The organism is Vibrio sp. YT-17, from assembly GCF_033337375.1.
In the GTDB taxonomy this organism is placed as follows: domain Bacteria; phylum Pseudomonadota; class Gammaproteobacteria; order Enterobacterales; family Vibrionaceae; genus Vibrio; species Vibrio alginolyticus.
Map to the genome: position 1 here is coordinate 11711 of NZ_JAWOQP010000013.1, position 23995 is coordinate 35705.

Here is a 23995-nt window from a genome sequence, read left to right on the forward strand (position 1 = left end):
GCTTGGTCGGTCAGTGAACCATCGGTAACGGTGTAAGTGATTTCAGCATCACCATGGAAGTTCTCAGTTGGCGTGAACACCAATTTGCCGTCAATAATTTCGACTGTACCTTGTGTTTCAGGCACAGACGCTGATTGGATAGACAGCGTATCACCATCAATATCGGTGTCGTTTGGCAGGACATCAATCGTGACTGGCGTGTCTTCGTCAGTAATCGCCGTGTCATTGGTCGCCACTGGCGCATCGTTCACTGGCGTGACATCGACGTTCACTGTGGTGGACTCCGATACCCCACCGGAGGTAACGATGTAGGTAAAGCTGTCTGTTCCGTGGTAGTTGTCGTTTGGCGTGTAAGTGACGCTGCCGTCCAGGTTGACCGAGACCGTGCCGTTAGCTGGTCCATTGTTGGTATCCAGCGACACCACTTTGTCGTCGCCTTCGAACGTGTCGTTACCTAAAACCTTAATGATGGTTGGTGTGTCTTCCACAACCGTCGCGCGGTCAGATTCAATATCTGCCACAGGCGCTACCGTGAAGTTCACCGTTTGGCTAACGCTTTCACCGCTTGGATCGGTGGCGGTAAAGGTTAGGGTTTCTGAGCCATTCCAGTCTGCGGTTGGAGTGAACGTAGCAATGCCATTGACGATCGCCACTTGAATGTTGCTGTTGCCAGAGACACTAAACGTTAACTCACCATCGGCGTTATCCACATCGCTGAAAGCGGTATTCAGATTGATGGTGTATGGCGTAAAATCTTCCGCCAAGGTTTGGTCTGCAATGTTGCTTTCAACCACAGGCGTGTCGTTCACCGCATTCACGGTGACGTTGACCGTCGCTTGGTCGGTCAGCGAACCATCGGTGACGGTGTAAGAGATTTCAGCGTCACCATGGAAGTTCTCAGCCGGTGTGAAGACCAACTTGCCGTCAACAATTTCAACTGTACCTTGGTCACTCGGCACAGATGCCGATTGGATAGACAGCGTATCACCATCAATGTCGGTGTCGTTTGGCAGGACATCAATCGTTACTGAGCTATCTTCCTCTGTAATTGTTGTATCATTAGAGGCAATAGGCGCATCGTTAACTGAGTTTACTGTTACCGAAACTTGGGCTTCATCCTCTAACTCACCATCTGAGATGGTGTAGCTAATCGTTGCATTACCGTTGAAATTTTCAGCCGGAGTGAAAACAAGCTTACCATCGATAATCTCAACGATACCTTGCTCTTCTGGTACAGAAGCAGAGGTAATGATTAAATCATCACCTTCAATATCACTGTCGTTAGCGAGCACATCAATTACAACCTGGGAATCCTCGTCAGTTTGAATCGCATCATTAGTTGCTATTGGCGCGTCATTAACAGGCGTAATATCTAAGTTAGCAGTGCCATTAATAACACCGCCATCGTTATCAATAATGTCATAGGAGAATGACACTTCAGTGTCATCATCAGCCTCTGGAATGTAAGTCCAAGATCCATCGCTGTTATCAATTAAGGTGCCATTCCCACTCTCAATAGTGACGTTTGTAATGACAAGAGTATCGGCATCATCAATATTGACATTAGATAGTAATTCTTCAGTAGTTATCGTGATTGGATCGCTATCTTCCTCAACAGCGCTTAATGTCACTGGAGAATTAGTAAGTGGCTTACTTGAGCCATCCCCACTTGTCTCGATACCTGTTGTGAAGAAGTCATTTAAGGTCAACGCTTGTGTTTCAGATAAGCCGAGGGATTCTAGGCCAATAGTTTCAAAGTTTGTTGAGGCTAGCACTTCAGTACCATCTCGTACAATCGTGGCACTATTTTGCAAACTGGAGCCACTATTTTCACCCGCTGCAGGTGCGAGTTCTTCATCAATAGCAGAAGGGTCTTGACCTTGCTCAATAGCACTAATAATCTGTGCTACATCGTCTGAAATATCTTTTAAACCTTGCTCTTGAGCAAGCTGAATTTTCAGGTCTTGAGGCGCAGCATCTGTCATTGCCACTATCACTTCACCTGGTAGAGGCTGCTGTCCTTCTGCAAGGACTCTCAGCTGCCCATCCAAACCTATTACGACGACTTGATTACCGAGTGGCACTAATGCTGTACGATCCATATAAACCTTAACCCTAAATAACTGTCAAGTTTTTGACTAACAATACTAATTTGCTATATATTGCCCGAATATATAGTGCAATAACAGCAATTTGATGCTCAATAAAGTAATTATGTGTCATACATCAATAAGAACCCAGATGCATAAGTGTTTTATTTTATTAAAATCTGGACACTCGTTTCTAGCCATTACCTCCATCTTTAATTTGAGATCTTAATTCAAGTTTTAGGCAGATTTAGTAGGTTGATTTATCAAAATTGAAACAAATGAACAGCGAATCAACAGGTTACTTCATCGCATATTAATGTTATTGTGCGCTAAATTATTGACGCCCTTATAAGTATTCCACTTATAAGCCCTATCACCTCGAGAATTTTTACCATTATCTAGGAGAATCACAGTGAAGTGGACTCGTGCCAACGCCTTTTGTATTGGTATGTTCACCGCTAGTCATGCTTTTGGGCAAACGCTAGAGCAAGCGGTTGAAAACACATTAAAAACCAATCCTGACATCAAAAGTGCGTTCAATGAATTCGTTAGCAAGCAGTATGTGAATGAAGCATCTGGTGGTGCTTACCTCCCATCCGTAGACTTAGATGCCGGTATCGGTTACGAAGGAATCAAACCTGCAGAGTCAGGGCGAGATTCAACCGATCTGACAAGAAAAGAAGCCACCGTGACACTAACCCAGCTAATATGGGATGGCTCAGCGACACTTAATGATATGGATCGAACAGCAGCTGATGCTGAATCGGTCCGTTATCAACTTCTAGCTGATGCCCAAGACACCGCTTTAGAGGTCGCGAAAGTTTATTTAGACTCAGTAAAAGCTTATGAAATTCTTACACTTTCCGAGAATAACTTGAAAGTGCATAAGAAGATCTATGAAGACATTAAAAAGCGAGTTAACTCAGGTATCGGTTCTACAGCAGACCTAACCCAGGTAGAGGCTCGTTTAGCAAAGGCTCACGGTAACTTGGTGGCAGCTCAGAACAACTTATATGACAGCCACACCACCTTTACACGCCTTGTCGGACAGTCACCACAAGGATTGATTTTCCCAAGAGCGGACCAAAACTTTATTCCCTACACCATCGATGAAGCGATTGACTTGGCATTCGAGTCACATCCAGTAATCAAAATTTCGGTAGCTGATGTGGACTCTGCAAAGTTCCAATACAAGCAATCTAAGGGAACTTACTACCCAACGATATCGGTAGAAGCGGCTCAAACATGGCGTGATGATGCAAGCGGTATCGAAGGAAGCAGCGAAGAGACAACAGCAATGTTACGTATGCGTTACAACCTCTTTAACGGTGGTAGTGACGTAGCCAACGCTGAAAGTTTTGCCTACCAACTAAATAAAGCAAAAGACCTAAGAGAACGTGCATACCGCCAAGTAGAAGAAGGTCTTCGTCTATCTTGGAGTGCGTTAGATTTAACACTTCAACAAAAAGAGTTCCTAGCGGATCACGTAGATTCGGCCTCTGAAACTGTCATCGCCTACGAAAAGCAGTATCGCATTGGAAAACGCACTCTGCTGGACTTGTTAAATACTGAAAACGAACTTTTCGAAGCGAGAAAGAACTACTTGGATGCTCGATACTCAGAGCAGTACGCCAAGTACCGCGTTATGAACGCGACTGGCCAATTGTTAAATGCCTTGCGTGTCGATGTACCTACAGAATGGAATGAAAAGGTGGAGTACTGATCATGAAACCAGTGAAGATTCTATTTGCATTGGGTATGCTCGCCATCACTCAACACGTTGTTGCTGAAGACGAATATGAGTATCGTCCTGTACCAAATGCAGAACAAATAGCAGATTTGCAAGATGACGACAACGATGGTGTCATCAATGCTCGAGATATGTGTCCAGGCACACCTGAAGGCTCAGAGGTCGACAACGACGGTTGTGGAGAATACATTAAAGCATCAGATAACATGCAAGTGCGGATACTTTTTGCTAACGACTCTGATGAGATCAATCCAGTCTTCAGAAGACAAGTTCGAGAGCTTTCCGACTTTTTAAAAGAGTACCCTACTACTTCGATAGAGCTGCACGGCTATGCTAGTAAAGTTGGTGGTTCAAAGCATAACCAAGATCTTTCTGAAAGACGAGCACGCAATGTCCGTGAAGCCCTACTAAGCTACGACATCGAACCGAGTAGAGTCCGCATTGTTGGTTTTGGTGACACTCACTTAGCACAGCAAGGGACCGATGAAGTCAGCCATGCTTTAAATCGTCGAGTAACCGCATCAGTCGTTGGTTACAAAGGCGAGATAAAAAGAGAGTGGACAATATTCACAACTCTTCCAGAAAGGTAAAGTACCTGTTTTTGTTTGCTCTGTGAGCATAAAGCAAACAAAAACGAGTGAATACTTAACCTCAGAAAAGGAGCTTCGGCTCCTTTATTTTTACTCATTTCGACAACCGTATTATGCTTTAGGAATCGGCACTTTAGTGTTACTCTAGCCACGTCATAACAACGAGAGTTTTGAAATGAGCAAACTTACATCAGATATCCAAGCGAACCTTGACCTTTTTGTTGCAGAAACGAAAGAAAACCAATTGGTTTGGGGTTTACGCAATGAAGAAGGTTGGCTATCTTGCGATTCAACTGAATTCGAAAACAGCGAAGTCATGCCTTTCTGGTCTTCTAAAGAAGATGCAGAAGCACATAATGTTGAAGAATGGGCAGATTTTACTGTACTAGAAATCCCATTAGATATCTTTGTTGAAGATTGGCTTTTGACTCTTGCTGAAGATGGTGTTCTTGTTGGAACTAACTGGAACGATCAGTTAGAAGGCAAAGAAATGGAGCCTCAAGATCTAGCAAAGCTTTACATTGATTAAAGATTTCTGACCTCAACTTTATGTTGAGGTCTTTCTTTTTATGCCTCTTCTTTCAATATCTCGACCAAGTGCATAGTTTCACTACTCTTTTTCTTAGTACACCCAACTTAATCACAACGCTGATGCGTTAAAAGCGCTATGATAACTCAACTTTAAAGGCACCTTAAATTAAAGGCTCGTTTAAACATGCGCGTGCTCTATCCCTTGCTTGCGTCACTTTTGCTCACTCCAGTATATGCAAGCGACACTCAAGATATTGAACCAAACCAAAATATCACACAGTGGCACTCTGTCTACCAAACCACACTACGAAGCAACCCTGAGTCGGCATTGAGCATGCTTCAAGATCGCTACCATACAGCGAAATCGGACAGCGAAAAGCTCTACGTAAGTGGATTGATTTATGAATATATGTCAAACATAAATCAGCCTTACTACGGCAGCAGTCAAGTCTTAGACAACCGTTTTTCTCAATTAGAATCAGAATATATTCTTGCCTTAAAGGAACGTAAGCATGGTAGTTACGAGGCCTCAGTAGATAGCTTTTCTTCTTTGCGACAGACAATGAAGAAAATATCCGATTCCGAAGGCAAGGCTCTGATGAACTATCAACTTTGTTATACGCTGAATCAACAAGGTCGTTATCACAAAGCAAACTTTTATTGCTCATCCTTAGAGAGCCACTTAAATCATAAGCATCAAGAAAACTTCCCTGTTGATCTTGCTTTGCGCGTAATAGCAAATAACTACAATTACCGCGGTGACTATGAAAAAGCCTTAAGTTTGTATCGACAGTTGATGGCCAACATGTCGACGCAAAGCGATCCTTCAGGGATTTACAATGACGTCGGCAATTTACTTGCAGAGCTGGGGCAATTTGAACAATCAGAGCAATATCTCATTCAAGCCCTACTGGTTCGCCAAGATGAAGGGACACCTCTTGAAGCTGCACAAGTCGAACATAGTCTAGGAGCGATGTACAGAAAATCCAAAGAACTCGATAAGTCCATCAGCCACTACAAAAATGCATTGACGATTCTCGAACAACTTCATTACCCATACGGGCAAGGGTTGACCTATTTAGGGTTATCTGCTGCTTTGGCCGATTCTGGGCAATTAGATACCGCGGTAGATTACATTGGAAGAGCATTAAACATTGCCCAAACTTATGAGAATACGCACCTTGAAACAGAGGGTCATTTGGCTGCTGGATTGGCATATTTAAAGAACCATACACCCGAAAAATCGATTGAACACAATACAATAGCGTTAAGATTAGCGGTAAAAAACGCTAGGCCCTTATTGCAAGCGCAAGCCCAATTACTCCTCTCAAAAGCATACCAAGCTCAAAATGATTACAAAAAGGCGCTGGAGCATCACAAGGCCTACTCGACGATTGAACTAACGAACCGAGACGCGAGTAATATCAAGGCGTTAGAGGCACTAGATCTCACTAAAAAAGAGTATGAATATGATCTACAAGTCGCGCAGTTGAACAACGAAACTCTTCTAAGTCAGTACCAGTTTGAAAAACTCACAGATCAACAACGCACTTATAATTTTGTTGTTTTCTGTTTATTGGTTCTCCTCGCTCTGGCATTGATGGTTCAGCGACAAACACGCTTAAAAGCCAAAATAGACAGCTTAACGTGTGCATTAAACAGAGCGGCAATTATAGAGACGATTAAAAGCCAAACCTCCAAAGCGGAAGGAGACTTCCGCTACGTTCTAGCATTAATCGATCTAGATGACTTTAAGGCGATTAATGATCAGTATGGTCATCCGACTGGCGACTTAGTACTACAACAGGTATGCAAAGCGCTTAAAGCTAAACTTAATAAGGGAGATTACTTGGGTCGTTTAGGTGGAGAAGAGTTTATCTTGCTATTGAAAAACGTCGATGAGATTGACGTTCCCTTTAGAATACAAAGTCTGCATAAAACAATTTCAGAAAAGAGTGTACATTCGCTTAATAACCATCAATTGAATATATCTGCGAGTCTGGCCTATCTATCAACCTCAATGCCACTCACCAACTTTGATGAGCTCTATTCGATATTAGACCAAGCGTTATACAATGCTAAGAAGCAAGGAAAAAACTCCCTTGTGGACGCATACAACGAGCCGATCAGTTTAAGTGCTGAGTATATTCTCTAATAAAACCAAACCACCAGCGTAGTGGTTTGTTATAGGTGGAAGCATCAGTAAGCCATTCAGATGCAACATCATCATCAAGGAGTCTTTGTGCCCAAGGCAAGAAAAAACATTCAGTCTCTAGAGCGAGGTTTTCTAATCCTCGAGTTGCTCTCGATGAGTGAATCTCCCCTATCATTACAGACTATCAGTAATGCGATCCAGTTAAATAAGACGACTGTTCACGGGTTACTTGCGACTCTACACTCTCTTGGATATGTATCCAAACACAACCATAGCTACAGCCTAGGGTTTAGATGCTATGAACTGTCTAAGCCGATTGAACAAAAAAACGAAGCTATCCGACAACATTTTGTTCCATTGCTGAAAAAAATGGCCCAAATGACTAACAACACAGCTTACCTCGCTGTACAAAGTGGCGCTAAAGAGTACTTGTATATCGATGCTATAGAGCAGGATAACCCTCTTACTATCCGTAGCCCGAGAGGGAAACGAGAAGGACTCACAACATCTGCGATCGGCAAAGTTTTTCTTAGTTTTGATGATGAGCTTCGTCGAACATTACGCCTTGAAAACCAAATATCCCCCACGTTAGAAACTGAACTTAATCAGGTTATATTATCAGGTTACGCACTCGATTTAGAAGAGGCAGAGCCAAACCTCAATTGCTTAGCGATCCCCCTTTACTTGGATGGTAAAGTCGTTGCTGTTGCAGGTGTTAGCGGTGCTGCCTCCGAACTGACGGTCACTAGGCTAAAACACTTTGCAAGAATCTTTCTCAAATTTTAAGATTTGACAATGTCGAATCCTAGGCCATTTTTATACTGTTTTGATTACATGCTTATACGTCGCCTCTAATATGGTCGTTGTTCAACTCAACAACGTAGGAGAAGCGATGTCTACTGTATTAATCACTGGCGCTAACCGTGGCTTAGGCTTGCAATTTGTCCGCCACTACCTTGGAAAAGGTTGGCAAGTTATCGCAACTTGTCGTTCACCAGAAAATGCTAAGCAGCTCAATGAACTAGTAACCCAATCCAATCAACTTCAACTGATGGCTCTAGACGTCACTAACCAACAAGATATCGATCAGTTAGCCACTCAATTAGCGGATCGTCCGCTCGATCATTTAGTTCTTAATGCAGGTGTATTAGGCGAAGAGTGTGCAAAGCTTGGCGAAATGACCCAGAAAAAATGGCTAGAAGTACTAAACATAAATACCGTCGCACCTGCCCTGCTAATTCAAGCCCTACAAGACAACGTTGCGAAAAGTCAGCACAAAACCATCGTGGGAATCTCAACCCGAGTTGCGAGTTTAAGCGATAACAGTTCAGGTAACATGTACAGTTATCGAGCATCTAAAGCAGCGCTTAATCAGGTTCTAGTATCAGCAGCACGCAATCTCGAATCACGAGGAGTAAAAACTGTCGCAGTTCATCCCGGCTGGGTAAAAACCGATATGGGCGGTGAGGACGCAACCTTTTCTGCCGAGGAAAGTGTTGCTGGTATTGTTTCGGTCGCAGAACAGCTAACACTTGAGCAATCCGGAAGCTTCCGCGTATTTGATGGCTCTACAATCGAATGGTAAATGATCTCTAAATGACGTCTCCCGGCCAAATTGAAGGCCGGGAGAATACAATAAACCAATAGGCCAAAAAGATAAAAGCACGCGCTATCGTCAGACAAGCTAGCCGTTATCGTCTATGGTGTTGTACCACCGTCAAGCGCTGAGGAAGTCAGCGATTGCAGCGGCATCATTTAGGCAATGATTTCCCGTGAAACTCACTCAATCGTCCCACTCAGGCGCTAGCCCTTCAGGGTTTACTTCGCGGCCATTTCTTTCCAGCGCATCTATCTTAGCGATCGCCTCTTCACTCAGATTAAGTTCAAGTGCTTTCAGGTTACTTGCCAAATTCTCTCGTTTAGTTGAAGACGGGATCACCGCGTAACCTTTTGACAAAGCCCAAGCAAGTGCGACTTGAGCTGGCGTGGCCTGATAGTCCTCAGCAATACCTGCAATAGTTGGGTCCCTAAGTACTTTCCCATATGCCAAGGTCATGTAAGACGTTACCTGAATATCGTTTTCCTGCATGAAGCTGACCAACTTACGATTTTGCAAATAAGGGCTAAGCTCGATTTGGTTAGTAACAATATTCTCTTTACCGACCACTTCTATCGCTTGTTGCAACAAGTCAATATTAAAGTTGGATACGCCAATATTACGGGTTAACCCTTGCGATTTAGCTTCAAGTAATGAAGCCATGTATTCGTTCAAGTTATTATTATTGCCAGGCCAATGGATCAAGGTCAAATCCACATAATCTGTATTTAGCTTTTCTAAGCTCTCTTTTAGACTTGGAATGAGTTGTTCCGTGTTCATGTTATCAACCCAGATCTTGGTCGTAATGAATAGCTCATCACGTGCAATACCGGACTGTGTCAATACTTCACCGATTTCTGCCTCATTACCGTAAATCTGTGCAGTATCAATTACGCGGTAACCCACTTCTAACGCATTACGGACTGAATCCTTAACTACTTCACCCTCTAAACGAAACGTGCCGACGCCAAATGATGGTACTTTCATCTAAATCTCCTGAATTATCGATTTTATAGTTGATTCGAAGCAAAACTTTACGCCGCAAGAAACTTTCCGTAAAGTTAACAATACTCAAATCTAATTTGAAATATATTCAACAATGAAAGCTACTCTAGATGAAATGCGCACCTTTATGGCCGTGGTCGATACGGGTTCAATCAGCTCTGCGGCTGAACTGTTATCGATGACCGTCTCGGCGGTGAGTCGATCGGTATCTCGGCTAGAAGCCAAACTCGAAACGACTTTGTTAAATCGCACAACCCGTAAGTTAGATGTTACTAATGAAGGAACGATATACCTCGATAAAGTCAGACATATTGTAGAAGCAGTAGAGAATGCCGAAGCACAACTGAAAAGCCAGAAATATAAGCCTTCTGGCCTCCTACGAATAAACGCAGCTACCCCCTTCTTACTGCACGTACTAACGCCGCACATTGCTAAATATCAGAGCTTGTATCCAGAAGTCGAAATCGATCTCAATTCCAATGAGGAAAATATTAGCCTTTTGGGAACAAAAACCGATATTGCTTTTCGTATCGGTGAGCTACAAAACTCAACCATGCGCGCGATATTTCTTGGTAAAAGTCGGATTCGAATCGTCGCGAGTCCAGAGTATTTAAGACAACATGGTACTCCAACCTCAATAGATCAGTTACTCAATCACAAGCTACTTGGATTCAACAAGCCGGAGTATCTTAAGGAATGGCCGATCATGGATGATAAGAACAAACTTCTGCGTATTATGAGTAGCCTAAGATCTGATAATGGCGAGACGCTAAGATGTTTAGCCTTACATGGTGCGGGGATAGCTTGCCTGTCTGACTTTATGACCTACTCTGACCGACAAGCTGGTCGCTTAGTGGGCGTGCTTAGTGAACACACGCATAATGTCGAACAGCCCGTTCATGCGGTGTATTACAAAAATGCCAGTACCTCACGCCGGATCAGCTCTTTTATTGACTTCATCAAGCAAGAAATCAAGGTAGAGAACCACCAGTTCCTTTAAAGACCACCGCTGTTTGTGGCAAAACACTTTTGTCTTTTTGCCGCTTTTTCTCACAACAAAAATCTCATAGTGTCCTGAATATCAGGGAGGCACCTTGCCTCCTAGTACTCACAGTAATAGTCAGGCTTCATAATGCATAAAGATTTAAGTAACAGATTCACCATCGGGGTTGAGCTCCCCCTAGATAATGACTGGACCCAAGAAGGCCAGAAAAAACGCCTGCTCCAACGAAAACCGTTCGGCGTACCAGACATGAGTGTACATAAACAGCGTATTATGTTAGCCGATAAGTTAGGCTTTAACGTAGCGTGGGTGAGAGATGTCCCGTTGTACGACCCTAACTTTGGAGACGCGGCACAAATTTATGAACCGTTCAGTTATCTTGGCTATCTCTCTGCGTGCACTGACAACATTCTACTAGGGACAGCAGCGATAGTATTACCGTTAAGACAACCTTGGCTAGTAAAAAAAGCCGCTGCGACCATCAACGAGTTAAGTGGTGACCGCCTGATACTCGGTGTGGCTAGTGGAGACCGTCCTAGTGAATATCCCGTTTTTAACGCTAACTTTGACAGCCGTGGCTCAGCTTTTCGAGAAAGTGTAGAGATTTTGAAAGATACGCAAAATGATAAGCTGGGTAACGATCTACAGTTATTACCCGAGTTTGCTGATATTCCTATCTATGTCGCAGGGTTAGCGCAGCAAAGTCCACAATGGATAGGAGAAAACCTAGACGGCTGGCTCGCCTACCCAGGCACACCTGATGATCATGAACACCGCGTTGCACTTTGGCGCTCCGTAGCGGGAAACAAACCCTACGCCAGCTTTATTCATCTTGATTTAGTCGATAACCCAAATGCACCAGTCGTTCGGCATCATTTTGGTATCCAGGCCGGAGTCAATGGCTTGAGCGATGAGCTAGAAAAAATGCAAGAAGCAGGAGTCAATCACATCGGGTTGCATTTCCGTCGTAATAGCCAACCAATTGATAAATCAATGGAACAGATCGCTCAGTACGTGTTGCCACGCTTTAACTAAGAGCAAATAAAAATATGTGCCACCTTACTAAGGGGTGGCACGCTAGGCTTGGCAGTTGGAAAAACAAAAGCTGCAATAACGACAAAACTCTTTTGTTAAAACAACAATAATAGTGTTATTTTAAAGTAAGTCTTGGTTGAATAAAGTCGATGAACGCGGAAATACGCTTAGAGACTGAAGAAGATTTGTAGAACACAGCATTGACCTGTTCTCGTCCAGTATTTGTGATTTTTTCCGATTCAAACAATGCCACTAACCGTCCAGAATCAAGATCATCTTTCACCATAAAGCCAGATAAACATGCAATGCCGTTCCCTGCCAGCACTAACTGTCTAACCGTTTCACCACTGCTGGATAGGATATCAGGCTCTATCATCTCAAACCCTCGTAATGGCCACTGATTTAACACTTTAGCGCCAGAAAAACCGATCAAGTTATGACTGCGCAAATCGCTCACCGCTTCAGGGAAACCTCGTTTAGATAAATAACCAGGCGTGGCAACGATAAATAGTGGGCTTGTTCCTAAAGGTTTAGCATGCAGTGTTGAATCCGATAATCGTCCAATACGTATCGCCACATCGGTTCTTTTTTCCAATAGATCCACAAAACCCTCATTAGAGGTAAGATCGAGCTGAATATCAGGATAAGCCTCTTTAAATGGCTGAATTAACGGCACGAGTTGATGTAAAACAAATGGGCTAGCGGCATCAACTCTTAAGCGCCCCTTGGGTAATTCACCTCGTGTGATGATCTCTTCTTCAGCTTGCTGTATTTGTAGTAAACCTAAGCGAACCGCTTCAACAAACTGATGCCCTTCCTCAGTAACTTCCACTCTGCGTGTCGTGCGATTCAGCAAGGTTACCCCCAACTGTGATTCAACTTTACTAACCGCACGAGATACCCTAGCGACTTGGATACCTAGTGCATCAGCAGCGGAAGAAAATCCACCACTATCCACAACTGCCATAAGAATCTCTAATTCATCTGATCGGGTTAACATTTCATCCCCTTCCCTAACTGCGCATTTCCTTCACTTATAACAAAAGTATTTTGTAATAAACACCATTTTTCGCAACGAATAACTCTTTAATAATACACGACATGGAGACGGGCTATTCGTTTATCCATTCATATTCAATGATTATAAGAGAGAGTTGTTATGCCTTTAGCTTTACTTGCATTGACGCTTAGCGCCTTTGCTATTGGAACCACGGAGTTTGTAATTGTCGGTCTGATACCGACTATGGCCTCCGACCTCAACGTATCATTACCTTCAGCGGGTCTTTTAGTTAGCCTGTACGCACTTGGTGTCGCGGTTGGTGCTCCCGTTTTAACAGCGCTGACTGGTAACTGGAAAAGAAAGTACGTTCTGCTTTCTGTGATGGCACTGTTTGTTCTTGGCAATCTGTTAGCCTGGCAAGCACCTGGATACAACACACTAGTTACAGCAAGGATACTGACCGGGCTTGCACACGGTGTGTTCTTTTCGATCGGCTCGACTATCGCCACTGGCCTAGTGTCAAAAGAAAAAGCCGCTAGCGCAATTGCTATTATGTTTACCGGTCTCACCGTAGCTCTAGTGACGGGCGTGCCACTTGGCACCTGGATTGGCCAGACATTTGGTTGGCAGGCAACCTTCCTAATCGTCGCGATCCTTGGAATCATCGCACTGATAGGAAGCGCTCTGCTAGTGCCGAGTAATCTGAAACAACCACCAGCAACCAAGCTGTCATCGCAAGTGAAAGTCTTGACTCAGCCTCGTCTACTTTTGGTGTACGCAATCACCGCGCTAGGTTACGGTGGTACGTTCACAGCCTTCACTTACTTGGCTCCTATTTTGGAAGAAGTATCGGGGTTTGGCTCTAGCGCTATCAGCCTAATTATGTTGGTTTATGGTGTATCGGTCGCATTCGGCAACATCTGGGGAGGAAAGATGGCCGACTCTATGGGGCCAATCAAAGCTCTGACAGCGATTTTCTCGGGCCTAATTGTGGTATTGCTCGTGTTTAGTGTCACAGCATTTAATCCAATTTCTGCAGTAGTGACCATTCTTGTCTGGGGTGCCTTTGCCTTTGGTAACGTTCCAGGACTTCAAGTTTATGTTGTCAAACTAGCAGAGAAATATTCACCTGATGCAGTCGACGTCGCTTCTGGTCTCAACATTGCTGCATTTAACGTAGGTATTGCACTGGGTTCTTGGGGCGGTGGCCTTATCGTGGCCAATGCTGGGCTGATGCACACACCTTGGATTGGCGCGATCGTAGTATTAGGTGCTCTACTACTAACCCGTTTCAGCGGAATGCTAGACAAGCGTGGAGAGCAGCACGCAACGGCACACTGATTCACGTTCCGAATCGATAAAAATCACTTAAGTTAGCCCGGCATTACGTCGGGCTTTCAATACAGAGTTTAAATACACCATTGACTGAGGTAGAAAGTTTATTCTACCCTTAGGTAAAACAAACGTTCTACCTGGTATGTCAAATAGTGAAAGAAAAAATCGCAGCAAGCCTAGAAAAAGCATTCAGTCAGTATGGCTTCGCCGAGCCGAGCGTACCCCAACTCAAAAACGCCTGCGAAGTCAGCCTGAGAACCCTGTACAAATACTACCCCTCCAAGGAAGCGATGATTGTTGCAGCTCTCGAGCATCGCCATCAAAGGTATTTGAGTTTTTTGCTCGAAGACGCCCCTGCCAATGGAACACCGGCTGTATTACACCTATTCACTCGCCTCGAGGATTGGATGAAGGAGTTTGCACCGAATGGCTGCATGTCCATCAATGCATTAGCAGCCTATCCAGAAAATCTATCGATTAATCAAGCAGTAAAACAACACAAATTGGCGGTCCGTCAGCTTATGCTCCAACTAAGTCAGCGAGAAGACCTCGCAACCACACTCTTCTTGTTACATGAAGGTTTATCCAACGCATGGCCGGTTCTCGGTCACGCTGCCTTTGCATCCGCTGAACACACTCTGCTAGAACTAATGAAGGAGAACAATCAATGACCACAATCCCGAAAGTAATGAAAGGCGTCCAACTTATCGGTCATGGTGGGCCAGATATGCTTCGTTACCGCGATGATATACCTGTGCCAGTCCCCTCGCCTGATGATGTATTGATCCAAGTAGCCGCCGCCGGAGTCAATAACACCGACATCAATACCCGAACAGCATGGTATTCTAAAAACGACGCCAATAGCATGGATGCAAGTTGGTCAGGAGACGCGCTATCTCTCCCTCGAATCCAAGGTGCCGATGTATGCGGTACCATCGTCGCTGTTGGTGAGAATATCTGCCCATCACGAGTCGGCCAGCGCGTGCTCATCGAACCATGTATTACGCGCTTCAACAGTCAAGCACTTAGCTTGCCTTGGTACTTCGGTTCAGAATGTGATGGTGGCTTTGCTCAGTTCACTGTTGTTGACAGTAAACATGCATATGCAGTGAATAGTAGTTTATCGGATATCGACTTGGCCTCCTTCCCTTGTTCTTATTCAACTGCAGAGAACATGCTTGTCCGCTCTAATGTCACAGCGAGCGATACCGTACTGATTTCAGGGGCATCCGGTGGTGTTGGCTCTGCCGCAATCCAACTGGCGAAGGCGCGTGGAGCATACGTCATTGCTATCGCCAGCCCAGAAAAGAAAGAACAGATCACGGCATTAGGAGCAAACCAAGTTATCCCTCGCGATGCAAATTTAACAGCGACTCTCGGAGAAAACAGCGTTGACGTAGTGATTGATTTGGTCGCAGGAGAGCAGTGGCCACAATTTCTTCAGGTACTAAAGCCAGGATCAAGATACGCTGTTTCCGGCGCCATAGGCGGCCCAATTGTCGAGCTGGATGTAAGAACTCTTTACCTTAAAGACCTAGCGTTATTTGGTTGTACCGTTTTGGCACCAGAAGTATTCGGTAACTTAGTTCGCTATATCGAACAGAACGCAATTCGTCCCTTAGTCGCGGAGTCATTTCCCTTGAACCAGATAGGTCAAGCGCAAGAAGTATTTTCACGCAAGCAACATATTGGGAAACTGGTTTTGGAAATCACATAGCTTTTGTGATTAACAACGACCTATACAAGTCATTGTAATTTGAGAACCCTTTAAGCATTCTACAAAATGTTCAGTAATTAGGAGTGCGCTACGGTTGGCTTAGCTTGTTATCCCTTTTCATCACGCTAAGCCAGCTTGTAAAAATATGCGGTGTTTGCTTCTGAGTTATAAATGTTTAATACCAACATTATCTTACTTCTGGCGTTCATGAACAGAACCGAGATCTGAACGACTTCGGTGTTAAACCTACGATTCTATTAAATATTTTCCTGAACGCGCTCACATCTTGGTAACCCACTCTAAATGATATTGCGTCAAATGTTAGGGTTGTCGACTCAAGTAAATCACAAGCTTTTTGTACTCTTAAGCTTTGTATGTATTGGTTAACATTGAAACCTGTCGCCTTTTTAAAGCGTCGCTGCAATGTCCTTTCTGTTAAACAACTCAACTCTGCAAGCTCTTTATTGCTCAGTTTTCCTTGATAATGATCGTTTATATAGTGCTGTATTTGAACAATTACCTCATCACCATGTTGGAAGTTTGGAGTAAACTGTTGATAAAAGCGTTGCTCTCTCGGACCAGTATCAATAACCAACATTTTTCCTAACAGGCGCATTACTGCCGGTGACGCAAATAAGGAAACCAACTCCAAACCTAAATCCACCCATGACATCATACCCCCAGCCGTAATGATCGTTCCTTCGTTAATAAGGATGGCTTCTTGTCTTACGTGGATATCGGGAAACTGACTCGCTAATGAAGGAGCCAAGCCCCAGTGTGTCGTACAAGACTTATTGGTCAACAACTGGGTTTGAGCAAGAATAAAAGTACCAGCGCAGGCGGAGGCTAAAATCGCACCTTTACTATATTGGACATTTAACCAGTCGAGTAGCTCTGGCTCTGGTTCTAAGTAGTATTGACCAGTGCCGCTAGGCGGAATCATTACCGCTGTTTTCACATCGAAGTGCGTGTTTGACCAGTGATCCAATATCTCTACTTCAAAGTGCACATCAACGCCCAATTTAGCCGCCGCACGGTTTGCCATCTCGAAGAGCTCGCTTAAACCGTATACGGACGCTTGCGAGCTATCTGGGTAATTAACGAGTGCTATTTTCATTTATCTTCAAGTGTCGCTTTTTGACTCTTTTGTGTCATTTTAGACTCTAAAGAAGGTGGCTAAAAGTCTTTATATTATTCGTACCGCACTGATCCTCAATAAAAGGAAAATAAAATGACTCAAAAAGCCCTACTTGTAATTGATTTGCAAAACGACTATTTCCCAGAAGGAAAGTTTCCTTTATGGAATACAGAATCGACTTTAGACAATGTTAAGAGAGCAATAACTAAAGCCAATGAGCAAGACATTCCTGTGATTCATATTCAGCATATTGCCGACCCTGCCATGGGTATTGCCCCATTCTTCAATGAAGGCAGCGACGGTGCCAATATTCACCCAGAAGTTCTTGCTTTAGCGCCGAATTCCGAAATCGTGGTAAAGCACTTCGCAGATAGCTTTGAAGGAACACGTTTAGAAGAAGTATTGGCAAGCAAAAATGTAACGGAGTTACTTGTATGCGGAATGATGACACAAAACTGCGTGACACATACTGCTATTTCAAAATCTGCGGACAAGTATGATGTTTCGATCTTAATGGATAGCTGTACCACGGTCGATGAAATGATTCACAACATTGCACTTCACGCTGTCTCAACGAGAGTTCCCCTCGTAACTATTGAAGATAAGCTGTAATACACGCAAAACCTTTCGCTCACACAATGCGGGCGAAAGGTCACACATATATGCACTTTCATTGATATTTGCTTACTTTGTGTTAAACATTGGTTTCCAAACAGTTACAAGGAAACGTTTATGAAATGGATAGTCGTATTGTTTATTAGCTTATTTTCAGTTTTCAGCCATGCGAAAGAGTGGAAACAAATTCGCTTCACTGTTGAAGGGGCTTACCCCCCATTTAGCTGGACGACAAAAGAGGGAAAGCTAGAAGGGTTTGAAGTCGACCTCGCTAACGCGTTATGCAAAGAGTTAGAAGTAAAGTGCGTTATCTCAAAAATGGATTGGGATGGCATCATCCCTTCTCTCCTTAGTCGCAAGAACGATGCGATTATTGCTGCAATGACAATCACAGAAGAACGAGAAAAGAAAGTCGATTTCACCGTCCCTTATGCAAAAGTACCGACTCGTTTTATAATGAAAAATGATAGAGAAATCAACATGGATGACGGCAGCCTAAATCGTTTATCTATTGGAGTTCAAAGAGCCACAATTGGTGATAAGTACCTTTCTGCCTTGTATCCAGATATTGATATTCGTCGTTATGGTACGTTCGATGAGGCATTTACCGATCTACTCAATGGACGGTTAGATGCTGTATTTGGCGGCTCAATCGGTTTAAGTGCTGGTTTTCTTGAAACTGCACAAGGTAAAGGCTATCACTTTACTGGACCAGCGTTTACAGAGGAAAAGTGGTTCGGCCGTGGCATTGGCGTAGCAGTGAGAAAACAAGACAAAGAATTAAAAGCATTACTCGATAGCGGAATACAAAAATTGATCCAGAGCGGTAAGCATAAAACCATCGCCAGCAAGTATTTCTCCTATAGTATTTACGAGTAACCTCGTTATTTTTTTATAGTCTGCGCGGTATAGGAAACTTCCCTTTCCCTATATGGCGACAAAAACAGAGCCCTCGAGCAATCGCCCGAGGGTTATTTTTATAAAAAAGCCCAGCTATATAAGTAACCCGCTCCCATGGCCATCGTTAAGATAACGATTAGGAAGGCAGCGATCATTTGGTTCTTAAAAATTGATTTCAACAAAATCACTTCTGTAAGACTTGCGCCAGCACTACCAATAATAAGCGCCATAACAGATCCAAGAGCCATACCTTTTTGTACTAGTGCCGCGCTAAGTGGAATGACCGCCTCTGCACGGATGTACAATGGAATACCAATGATTGCTGCGACCGGAATCGCGTACCACTTCGCTTCACCAGCGAACTCCGCAATGAACTCCGTCGGGATGAAGCCATAGATAAATGAACCAATCGCAATGCCCATCATGAGATAAGGGAACACTTGCTTAAAGTCTTTCCAAGTTGATTGCCAAATACGTACCCAGCGGCTAGGCTCTTTCTCTTCCACGACTGTCGCTGTTGCACTACCGTCTGATGAACAGCAAGATACTTCCACTTTAGGTTCAGGTTTTGGTACATCACCACAACAAGATGTTTTCGCCGCAACTGGCGTAGGTTCATTGCAGGCGCTGGTATCACAGCTTGATGCTGGTCTCGCTTCTTCTTTTTTCTTGCTTGAATCTCCACAAGAAGTACCGCACGAAGAAGAACCTACCGCTTGATATGCTTCTGGTTTGACGTAACGTTCAAACCCTAGTTTTTCAAGTACATAGCCTGCTACCACTGATACTGACATCGCAATAGCAAAGTAAAATACCGCAACTTTCCAACCAAAAGTCACCACAAACAAGCCAATAATCACTGGGTTAAGCAACGGGCTTGCAAATAGGAACACCATCATAGGTCCAAAACCTGCTCTTGCACGCAACAAGCCTTTTAAGAAAGGAATGGTCGAACACGAACAGAAAGGCGTAATCGAACCTAGCAACGCAGCAATGAAGTAACCTTTACCCTTTTTCGAGCTGAGAATAGATTGAATTTTTTCTGGCGTTAGAAAATCTTGCAACACACCGACAATGTAGCTAATTGCCAGAAATAAGATGATAAGTTCGGTTGCTAGAAACGCAAACATATCCAGCGCTTCTTTAGCCATAGTTATAATTTCTGTATTCACATTTACTCTCCTCGTCATTTTTCGCTAACAAGCTTACCTGATAGACAAGCCTTTATTTCGACATTTTTGGAATTATAGAATCACAAAACAAAAGATCAATAAAATATTTCCATAAAAATGGAATAATAAAACTAGTCATTACTTATCATAAAGTTACATGTCGTTAGCTATGCAGACTGGTTGTCGATGATAATTTCAGAGCATCTCGAATCCTTTTTATCAAACATAACCTAAAATTATCAAAATAAGAAAAAACCATAATTATTGCAGCAGCACCCTCTGAGTTAGTATGACTTTCGACCATTCTTAATAATAAGGAAAACCTATGAGAGCGATAACTTACCAACGAGATAACGATACTTTCTCTTTATCCGAATTACCTACACCAAAACTAGAAACCCAATTTGATGTATTGGTTAAAGTTAACGCTGTTGGTTTGAACCCTGTCGATGCAAAAATTCATTATTGGTCAGACATGGTCACTAACATGGATAACAATTTTGTTGGCGGGTTAGACGTATCAGGAGAAATAGTCTCTGTAGGCGATGCGGTCGTTGATTGGAAGGTTGGCGATAAAGTGTTGTATCACGGAAACATGAGACGCCATCACGGTGGATTCGCTGAATTTGCTATCCATGATTCAAGAACGCTCATAAAGCACCCTCAGGTTCCGGTTGAAGTAGCAGCATCTACACCTTGTGCAGCCTGGACCGCATATCGCGCTTTGGTAGACAAGCTCGATATTTCAAATCGAAGCAGCATTTTTATCGCCGGAGGTGCTGGCGGCGTTGGAAGCTTTGCTATTCAGTTAGCAAAGACATTTGGTGTTGAACAGATCATTGCTACTAGTTCAGAAGCTAATCACGCATATTTGTCCTCGTTAGGAGCAACCCATATGATTGATTATCATCATGAAGATGTAGTTCAGCGAGTAATGGACATTACCGGAAATCATGGCGTTGAGGTTGCACTCGATTGTGTAGGCGGTGATAACGACCGAATTGCAACCTCGGTGTTAACCTTTGAGGGCGAAATGGTGGAGCTCGTCAAGACTGTCGACCCTTCTCAATATCCAGATGCCTTCTTAAAAGGCTTGGGCTTCCACCAAATAAGTTTGGGCTCTGGTCATGTCTTTGGCGAGAGAGGGTTTGCAAGTATCGTTAATGCCGGAAAGGAAGTGTCTGAGCTATTAGAAAATGGAGAATTGGAAGTACCGAAACTGAAGATCATCGGCTTAGAGGATGTAGGTAACGCACTCTTGGACATGCGAAATCAGAGAACAGTTGGAAAGATTGTCGTTAATCTGAACCAAAAATAATTAATAAAGATCTCGAGGCAAACTGGCAAAGTAATGAGCAAGTTAAAGCATCTTGTTACTTTGCCAGATATGAAAGACCTTTATTTTGTCTATAACGATGAATGAAAAACAAAACCTCTTGCCATACTTCCCTGCGCTTCACCAAAATTAGGCGTTTTCGAGAGTGTCTCTCCAAGTCGCTAGCAATTTAATATGACGTGGTTCAATCCCACAGCAACCACCAATAATGCTTGCTCCCTGCGCATGCCACTTTTTAGCATACTCAAGATATTCAGTCGGAGAGAAATGGCGAACTTCCTGAATGGTCTCGTTGGCTTGGTGCGCTTGCTTTATCGGAGCAAAGCTATTTGCGAAAACACCTATCGTCAATTCTCTACCTGACTCACTCAATACTGCTTGTGTATCTATGATCGCTTGCTCGACAACTTCAGGAATAGAGCAATTGAAAAAGATACCTGAAACATTTGTTTTCAACAGCGTATTAACCGCGACTTTAAGAGATTCCCCTGAGCGAAGGCGAGGCAAAGAGTTAGGCTCATCCATTAAGGTGAAAGCAATATAATTGGGCTTATCTGTTTTGGCTAAAATTATTGATAGAACTTCAACTTCAGCGAGGCTAGACACGGTCTCAGCTAACCAAATATCAACATATTGATCTTGAGCTTCAAATAACTCAGAAGCCACTTCCAGTGCCCTTTTCGGCTCGAATAATTCAGGCCTGTAAGACCCCATTACAGGAGGAAGAGAGCCCGCAACGAGCACTCTATCGTTAGAGCTGGTGACTACATCTCTGGCAATTTTAGCTGCAGATTTTGCTAACTCAGTCCCCCGTTTTGCATAGAGTTCCTCGCCTAAGTGAAATGGGACACATGCATAACTGTTAACAGTGATAATCTCTGCGCCAGCGTCTATGAAATTCTCATGGGCCATTTTTACATGTTGTGGTGATTCAATTAGCGCTTGTGCACTCCAAAGCGGCTGAGAAAAAGGGGCGCCAATACGTTTCAACTCTCGCCCCATGCCACCATCTAAAATTGTTACTTTCTTCATTTAGACATCCATACCGCCAAACATCCATAAGCTCTATTCAAACACAATTTTTATCAATTCAAAATGAAATTGTTATGTTTAAAGTGAACAAAGACTTAATGGCTGATTAAACACTTTAGTATTTACCAGACCTTTCATTCGGACCAAGCTAATGTTATCGCCATTAACTTCGAGTAAAAAGCCCATTATCTATGTCTCTCGGCGAGGCGAACGTTACGAGCCACAATAGTGCATGAAGTGATTGAGGGGCTAACCCTCAATCAAATTTTCTTTTTATTATAAGACCTTAGATAAAAATTTCTGCAATCTAGGATTGGAGGGGTTATCAAAAAATCGCTCAGGAGAGTCAGAAACCAAAAGCTCACCATCTTCCATAAACAACACCCTATCAGCGACCTCTTTTGCGAAACCCATTTCATGAGTAACCACGACCATGGTCATTCCGTCCTTGGCCAAATCTTTCATCACATCAAGAACTTCTCCAACCATTTCAGGGTCTAGTGCTGATGTGGGTTCATCAAACAACATAATGTTGGGCTTCATTGCTAACGCACGAGCGATTGCGACGCGCTGCTGCTGTCCACCTGATAAATGATTAGGATAATTATCCATTCTCTCCGACAGACCGACTTTATAAAGCAAATCTTTTGCTTCTTTCTTCACCGATTCAGGGTCACGTTTAGAAACCTTTAAAGGTGCTAACATGACGTTCTCTATCGCCGTTTTATGTGGAAAAAGGTTGAAGCCTTGAAATACCATGCCCACATCAGCGCGTAGTTTATTGATATCCGTAGATTTGTGGTACATATCGATACCATCTACGATAATAGACCCACTATTTATTGTCTCTAATTGATTAATCGTCCGTAAGAATGTTGACTTACCAGAACCTGACGGTCCTACGATGACAATCACTTCCCCTTTTTCTACATTTACCGATACGTCCTTGAGCGCATGGCAGCCATTAGGGTAAATTTTATTAATTGTTTTTGCTGAAATAATGTATTCCATTAATGACTCCACCATTAATCACTTGCTGCCAATTTCTTTTCTAACGTTTGTATTGCCCAAGATAAGGTACTAGTTAGAAGCAAATAAAGGGCCGCAACGGTAAACCAAACTTCAAATGGGGCAAAACTACCACTTACGACTTCCCTGCCCGCTTTTGTCAGATCAGTAATCGAGATCACGGAGACGAGTGAGGAATCTTTTATCAGGTTGATAAACTGCCCGGCTAAGGGAGGTAATGTCTGCTTAAACGCTTGAGGTAAAATGACATAAATCATCGCTTTGGGATAATTCATTCCTAGTGAACGCGCCGCTTCCATTTGTCCTCTTGGGATTGACTGGATTCCTGACCGCACAATTTCTGCGACATAAGCAGCGGTAAACACGGAGAGCGCTATCACTCCCGCAGTAAAACGCTCAAGGTCAAGCACAGTACCAATAAAGAAGTAAACGATAAAAATCTGTACTAAAAGAGGCGTTCCACGAATAACCTCGACATACACAAGCGCCAGCTTTTTTAATGCCGGATTGCTGGATATGCGCATTAGTCCGACAACTAAGCCCAACGCTAGAGCAATGATAAGTGACCAGAGTGAGATTTTAATGGTCGTCACAACACCATCTAAAATTGGGCCAGAGCGCCACTCTTTTATAGTTGCTAAGGTATCTCCTTCAAAAATAAGATCACCTTCATAGACGTCGACAGACTTATATTGGCTTAGTTCAAGAACAATATCACCATGAATACTTTCCAGAGCCAGTTGGTTATTCTCGTCGAGAATGATGTTCCCATCGACAGGCGCGGTAATGGATGAAGCAGCGTTAGTGGCAATATAAGGAAGGACACGCTCCCAATTCCAGCTGTAATCGATTCGCTTACCTGACAGATAGACAAGACCGCAAATTGATAGCAAAACAAGAACAAAAACAGCGTTCCACAATAGGGATTTAAAGTTATTTTGCATGTGATTCCGAGAATGACTTTG

Annotated in this window: 22 protein-coding genes; 14 read left to right on the forward strand and 8 right to left on the reverse strand. The window is 43.4% G+C overall.

Going from position 1 to position 23995, the window contains the following annotated elements; all coding sequences use genetic code 11:
- Positions 1 to 2102 (reverse strand): cadherin-like domain-containing protein (locus R7F67_RS13665; RefSeq protein ID WP_318057244.1); only part of this gene is annotated, 2102 nt, incomplete at its 3' end.
- Positions 2103 to 2502: 400 nt separating this feature from the next.
- On the opposite strand from R7F67_RS13665, the gene R7F67_RS13670 reads away from it, so the two are divergent.
- From R7F67_RS13670 to R7F67_RS13695, 6 genes are all read left to right on the forward strand, one after another.
- Positions 2503 to 3813 (forward strand): TolC family outer membrane protein, encoded by a 1311-nt coding sequence (locus tag R7F67_RS13670; RefSeq protein WP_017635971.1) that lies wholly within the window; start codon positions 2503 to 2505, stop codon positions 3811 to 3813.
- Between the two features lie 2 nt (positions 3814 to 3815).
- Positions 3816 to 4430 (forward strand): OmpA family protein, encoded by a 615-nt coding sequence (locus R7F67_RS13675; protein WP_005377354.1) that lies wholly within the window; start codon positions 3816 to 3818, stop codon positions 4428 to 4430.
- A 175-nt stretch (positions 4431 to 4605) separates the two neighbouring features.
- The gene (locus R7F67_RS13680; RefSeq protein WP_005377352.1) at positions 4606 to 4959 is read left to right on the forward strand and encodes a DUF2750 domain-containing protein; all 354 of its coding nucleotides are present in this window, start codon (positions 4606 to 4608) and stop codon (positions 4957 to 4959) included.
- A 186-nt stretch (positions 4960 to 5145) separates the two neighbouring features.
- A complete protein-coding gene (locus R7F67_RS13685; RefSeq protein ID WP_318057225.1) occupies positions 5146 to 7116 on the forward strand; it encodes a tetratricopeptide repeat-containing diguanylate cyclase in 1971 nt (656 codons plus the stop codon).
- An 87-nt stretch (positions 7117 to 7203) separates the two neighbouring features.
- Positions 7204 to 7902 (forward strand): IclR family transcriptional regulator, encoded by a 699-nt coding sequence (locus tag R7F67_RS13690; RefSeq protein ID WP_258475503.1) that lies wholly within the window; start codon positions 7204 to 7206, stop codon positions 7900 to 7902.
- Positions 7903 to 8008: 106 nt separating this feature from the next.
- Positions 8009 to 8701 carry an SDR family oxidoreductase gene (locus tag R7F67_RS13695; protein ID WP_053304419.1) on the forward strand — a complete coding sequence of 231 codons (693 nt, stop codon included), beginning with the start codon at positions 8009 to 8011 and terminating at the stop codon, positions 8699 to 8701.
- A gap of 198 nt (positions 8702 to 8899) precedes the next feature.
- On the opposite strand, the gene dkgB is transcribed toward R7F67_RS13695, so the two are convergent.
- On the reverse strand, positions 8900 to 9700 hold the full coding sequence (gene dkgB / locus R7F67_RS13700) for a 2,5-didehydrogluconate reductase DkgB (RefSeq protein WP_064368441.1): 801 nt from the start codon (positions 9698 to 9700) through the stop codon (positions 8900 to 8902).
- 112 nt (positions 9701 to 9812) lie between these two features.
- Between dkgB and R7F67_RS13705 the strand changes: the two genes are divergently transcribed.
- Both R7F67_RS13705 and R7F67_RS13710 read left to right on the forward strand, forming a co-directional pair.
- Positions 9813 to 10718, forward strand: coding sequence for a LysR family transcriptional regulator (locus R7F67_RS13705; RefSeq protein WP_005377343.1), 906 nt, complete (start codon positions 9813 to 9815; stop codon positions 10716 to 10718).
- A 132-nt stretch (positions 10719 to 10850) separates the two neighbouring features.
- Positions 10851 to 11756 (forward strand): TIGR03571 family LLM class oxidoreductase, encoded by a 906-nt coding sequence (locus tag R7F67_RS13710; RefSeq protein WP_170890255.1) that lies wholly within the window; start codon positions 10851 to 10853, stop codon positions 11754 to 11756.
- Positions 11757 to 11871: 115 nt separating this feature from the next.
- On the opposite strand, the gene R7F67_RS13715 is transcribed toward R7F67_RS13710, so the two are convergent.
- Positions 11872 to 12756 carry a LysR family transcriptional regulator gene (locus tag R7F67_RS13715; RefSeq protein ID WP_005377338.1) on the reverse strand — a complete coding sequence of 295 codons (885 nt, stop codon included), beginning with the start codon at positions 12754 to 12756 and terminating at the stop codon, positions 11872 to 11874.
- Positions 12757 to 12915: 159 nt separating this feature from the next.
- On the opposite strand from R7F67_RS13715, the gene R7F67_RS13720 reads away from it, so the two are divergent.
- The 3 genes from R7F67_RS13720 to R7F67_RS13730 all read left to right on the forward strand — a co-directional run bounded on the left by R7F67_RS13720 (position 12916) and on the right by R7F67_RS13730 (position 15808).
- Positions 12916 to 14097, forward strand: coding sequence for an MFS transporter (locus R7F67_RS13720; protein ID WP_017635963.1), 1182 nt, complete (start codon positions 12916 to 12918; stop codon positions 14095 to 14097).
- A 143-nt stretch (positions 14098 to 14240) separates the two neighbouring features.
- Entirely contained in the window at positions 14241 to 14762 is a 522-nt protein-coding gene (locus R7F67_RS13725; RefSeq protein WP_042523849.1) for a TetR/AcrR family transcriptional regulator, read from the forward strand.
- A complete protein-coding gene (locus R7F67_RS13730) occupies positions 14759 to 15808 on the forward strand; it encodes an alcohol dehydrogenase family protein (RefSeq protein ID WP_042523727.1) in 1050 nt (349 codons plus the stop codon). Before R7F67_RS13725 ends, R7F67_RS13730 begins: the two co-directional genes overlap by 4 nt.
- Positions 15809 to 16013: 205 nt before the next feature.
- Here R7F67_RS13730 and R7F67_RS13735 read toward each other — a convergent pair whose 3' ends face one another.
- Entirely contained in the window at positions 16014 to 16925 is a 912-nt protein-coding gene (locus R7F67_RS13735; protein WP_193843576.1) for a GlxA family transcriptional regulator, read from the reverse strand.
- Between the two features lie 114 nt (positions 16926 to 17039).
- On the opposite strand from R7F67_RS13735, the gene R7F67_RS13740 reads away from it, so the two are divergent.
- Both R7F67_RS13740 and R7F67_RS13745 read left to right on the forward strand, forming a co-directional pair.
- Positions 17040 to 17558 (forward strand): cysteine hydrolase family protein, encoded by a 519-nt coding sequence (locus tag R7F67_RS13740; RefSeq protein WP_033906138.1) that lies wholly within the window; start codon positions 17040 to 17042, stop codon positions 17556 to 17558.
- 120 nt (positions 17559 to 17678) lie between these two features.
- Positions 17679 to 18440 carry a transporter substrate-binding domain-containing protein gene (locus tag R7F67_RS13745; protein ID WP_238951938.1) on the forward strand — a complete coding sequence of 254 codons (762 nt, stop codon included), beginning with the start codon at positions 17679 to 17681 and terminating at the stop codon, positions 18438 to 18440.
- Between the two features lie 98 nt (positions 18441 to 18538).
- Here R7F67_RS13745 and R7F67_RS13750 read toward each other — a convergent pair whose 3' ends face one another.
- A complete protein-coding gene (locus tag R7F67_RS13750) occupies positions 18539 to 19612 on the reverse strand; it encodes a permease (RefSeq protein WP_306416663.1) in 1074 nt (357 codons plus the stop codon).
- Between the two features lie 346 nt (positions 19613 to 19958).
- Between R7F67_RS13750 and R7F67_RS13755 the strand changes: the two genes are divergently transcribed.
- A complete protein-coding gene (locus tag R7F67_RS13755) occupies positions 19959 to 20951 on the forward strand; it encodes a zinc-binding dehydrogenase (RefSeq protein ID WP_225455482.1) in 993 nt (330 codons plus the stop codon).
- Between the two features lie 147 nt (positions 20952 to 21098).
- On the opposite strand, the gene R7F67_RS13760 is transcribed toward R7F67_RS13755, so the two are convergent.
- From R7F67_RS13760 to R7F67_RS13770, 3 genes are all read right to left on the reverse strand, one after another.
- Complete coding sequence (locus tag R7F67_RS13760; protein WP_053304412.1) at positions 21099 to 22001, reverse strand: homocysteine S-methyltransferase family protein; 903 nt, start codon at positions 21999 to 22001, stop codon at positions 21099 to 21101.
- A gap of 276 nt (positions 22002 to 22277) precedes the next feature.
- Positions 22278 to 23012 carry an amino acid ABC transporter ATP-binding protein gene (locus tag R7F67_RS13765; RefSeq protein WP_005377326.1) on the reverse strand — a complete coding sequence of 245 codons (735 nt, stop codon included), beginning with the start codon at positions 23010 to 23012 and terminating at the stop codon, positions 22278 to 22280.
- Between the two features lie 14 nt (positions 23013 to 23026).
- Positions 23027 to 23974, reverse strand: coding sequence for an amino acid ABC transporter permease (locus tag R7F67_RS13770; RefSeq protein WP_005377325.1), 948 nt, complete (start codon positions 23972 to 23974; stop codon positions 23027 to 23029).
- Positions 23975 to 23995: the final 21 nt, after the last annotated feature.

What these genes read in the sequence shown, in the direction of transcription:
- R7F67_RS13720 (WP_017635963.1), top strand. Translation starts at nt 12,916, where the DNA reads ATGCCTTTAGCTTTACTTGCATTGACGCTTAGCGCCTTTGCTATTGGA.
- R7F67_RS13715 (WP_005377338.1), bottom strand. Translation starts at nt 12,756, where the DNA reads ATGTTAACCCGATCAGATGAATTAGAGATTCTTATGGCAGTTGTGGAT.
- R7F67_RS13730 (WP_042523727.1), top strand. Translation starts at nt 14,759, where the DNA reads ATGACCACAATCCCGAAAGTAATGAAAGGCGTCCAACTTATCGGTCAT.
- R7F67_RS13685 (WP_318057225.1), top strand. Translation starts at nt 5,146, where the DNA reads ATGCGCGTGCTCTATCCCTTGCTTGCGTCACTTTTGCTCACTCCAGTA.
- R7F67_RS13675 (WP_005377354.1), top strand. Translation starts at nt 3,816, where the DNA reads ATGAAACCAGTGAAGATTCTATTTGCATTGGGTATGCTCGCCATCACT.
- R7F67_RS13735 (WP_193843576.1), bottom strand. Translation starts at nt 16,925, where the DNA reads ATGAAAATAGCACTCGTTAATTACCCAGATAGCTCGCAAGCGTCCGTA.
- R7F67_RS13755 (WP_225455482.1), top strand. Translation starts at nt 19,959, where the DNA reads ATGAGAGCGATAACTTACCAACGAGATAACGATACTTTCTCTTTATCC.
- R7F67_RS13745 (WP_238951938.1), top strand. Translation starts at nt 17,679, where the DNA reads ATGAAATGGATAGTCGTATTGTTTATTAGCTTATTTTCAGTTTTCAGC.
- R7F67_RS13770 (WP_005377325.1), bottom strand. Translation starts at nt 23,974, where the DNA reads ATGCAAAATAACTTTAAATCCCTATTGTGGAACGCTGTTTTTGTTCTT.
- R7F67_RS13750 (WP_306416663.1), bottom strand. Translation starts at nt 19,612, where the DNA reads ATGGCTAAAGAAGCGCTGGATATGTTTGCGTTTCTAGCAACCGAACTT.
- R7F67_RS13760 (WP_053304412.1), bottom strand. Translation starts at nt 22,001, where the DNA reads ATGAAGAAAGTAACAATTTTAGATGGTGGCATGGGGCGAGAGTTGAAA.
- R7F67_RS13695 (WP_053304419.1), top strand. Translation starts at nt 8,009, where the DNA reads ATGTCTACTGTATTAATCACTGGCGCTAACCGTGGCTTAGGCTTGCAA.
- R7F67_RS13740 (WP_033906138.1), top strand. Translation starts at nt 17,040, where the DNA reads ATGACTCAAAAAGCCCTACTTGTAATTGATTTGCAAAACGACTATTTC.
- R7F67_RS13680 (WP_005377352.1), top strand. Translation starts at nt 4,606, where the DNA reads ATGAGCAAACTTACATCAGATATCCAAGCGAACCTTGACCTTTTTGTT.
- R7F67_RS13710 (WP_170890255.1), top strand. Translation starts at nt 10,851, where the DNA reads ATGCATAAAGATTTAAGTAACAGATTCACCATCGGGGTTGAGCTCCCC.
- dkgB (WP_064368441.1), bottom strand. Translation starts at nt 9,700, where the DNA reads ATGAAAGTACCATCATTTGGCGTCGGCACGTTTCGTTTAGAGGGTGAA.
- R7F67_RS13705 (WP_005377343.1), top strand. Translation starts at nt 9,813, where the DNA reads ATGAAAGCTACTCTAGATGAAATGCGCACCTTTATGGCCGTGGTCGAT.
- R7F67_RS13765 (WP_005377326.1), bottom strand. Translation starts at nt 23,012, where the DNA reads ATGGAATACATTATTTCAGCAAAAACAATTAATAAAATTTACCCTAAT.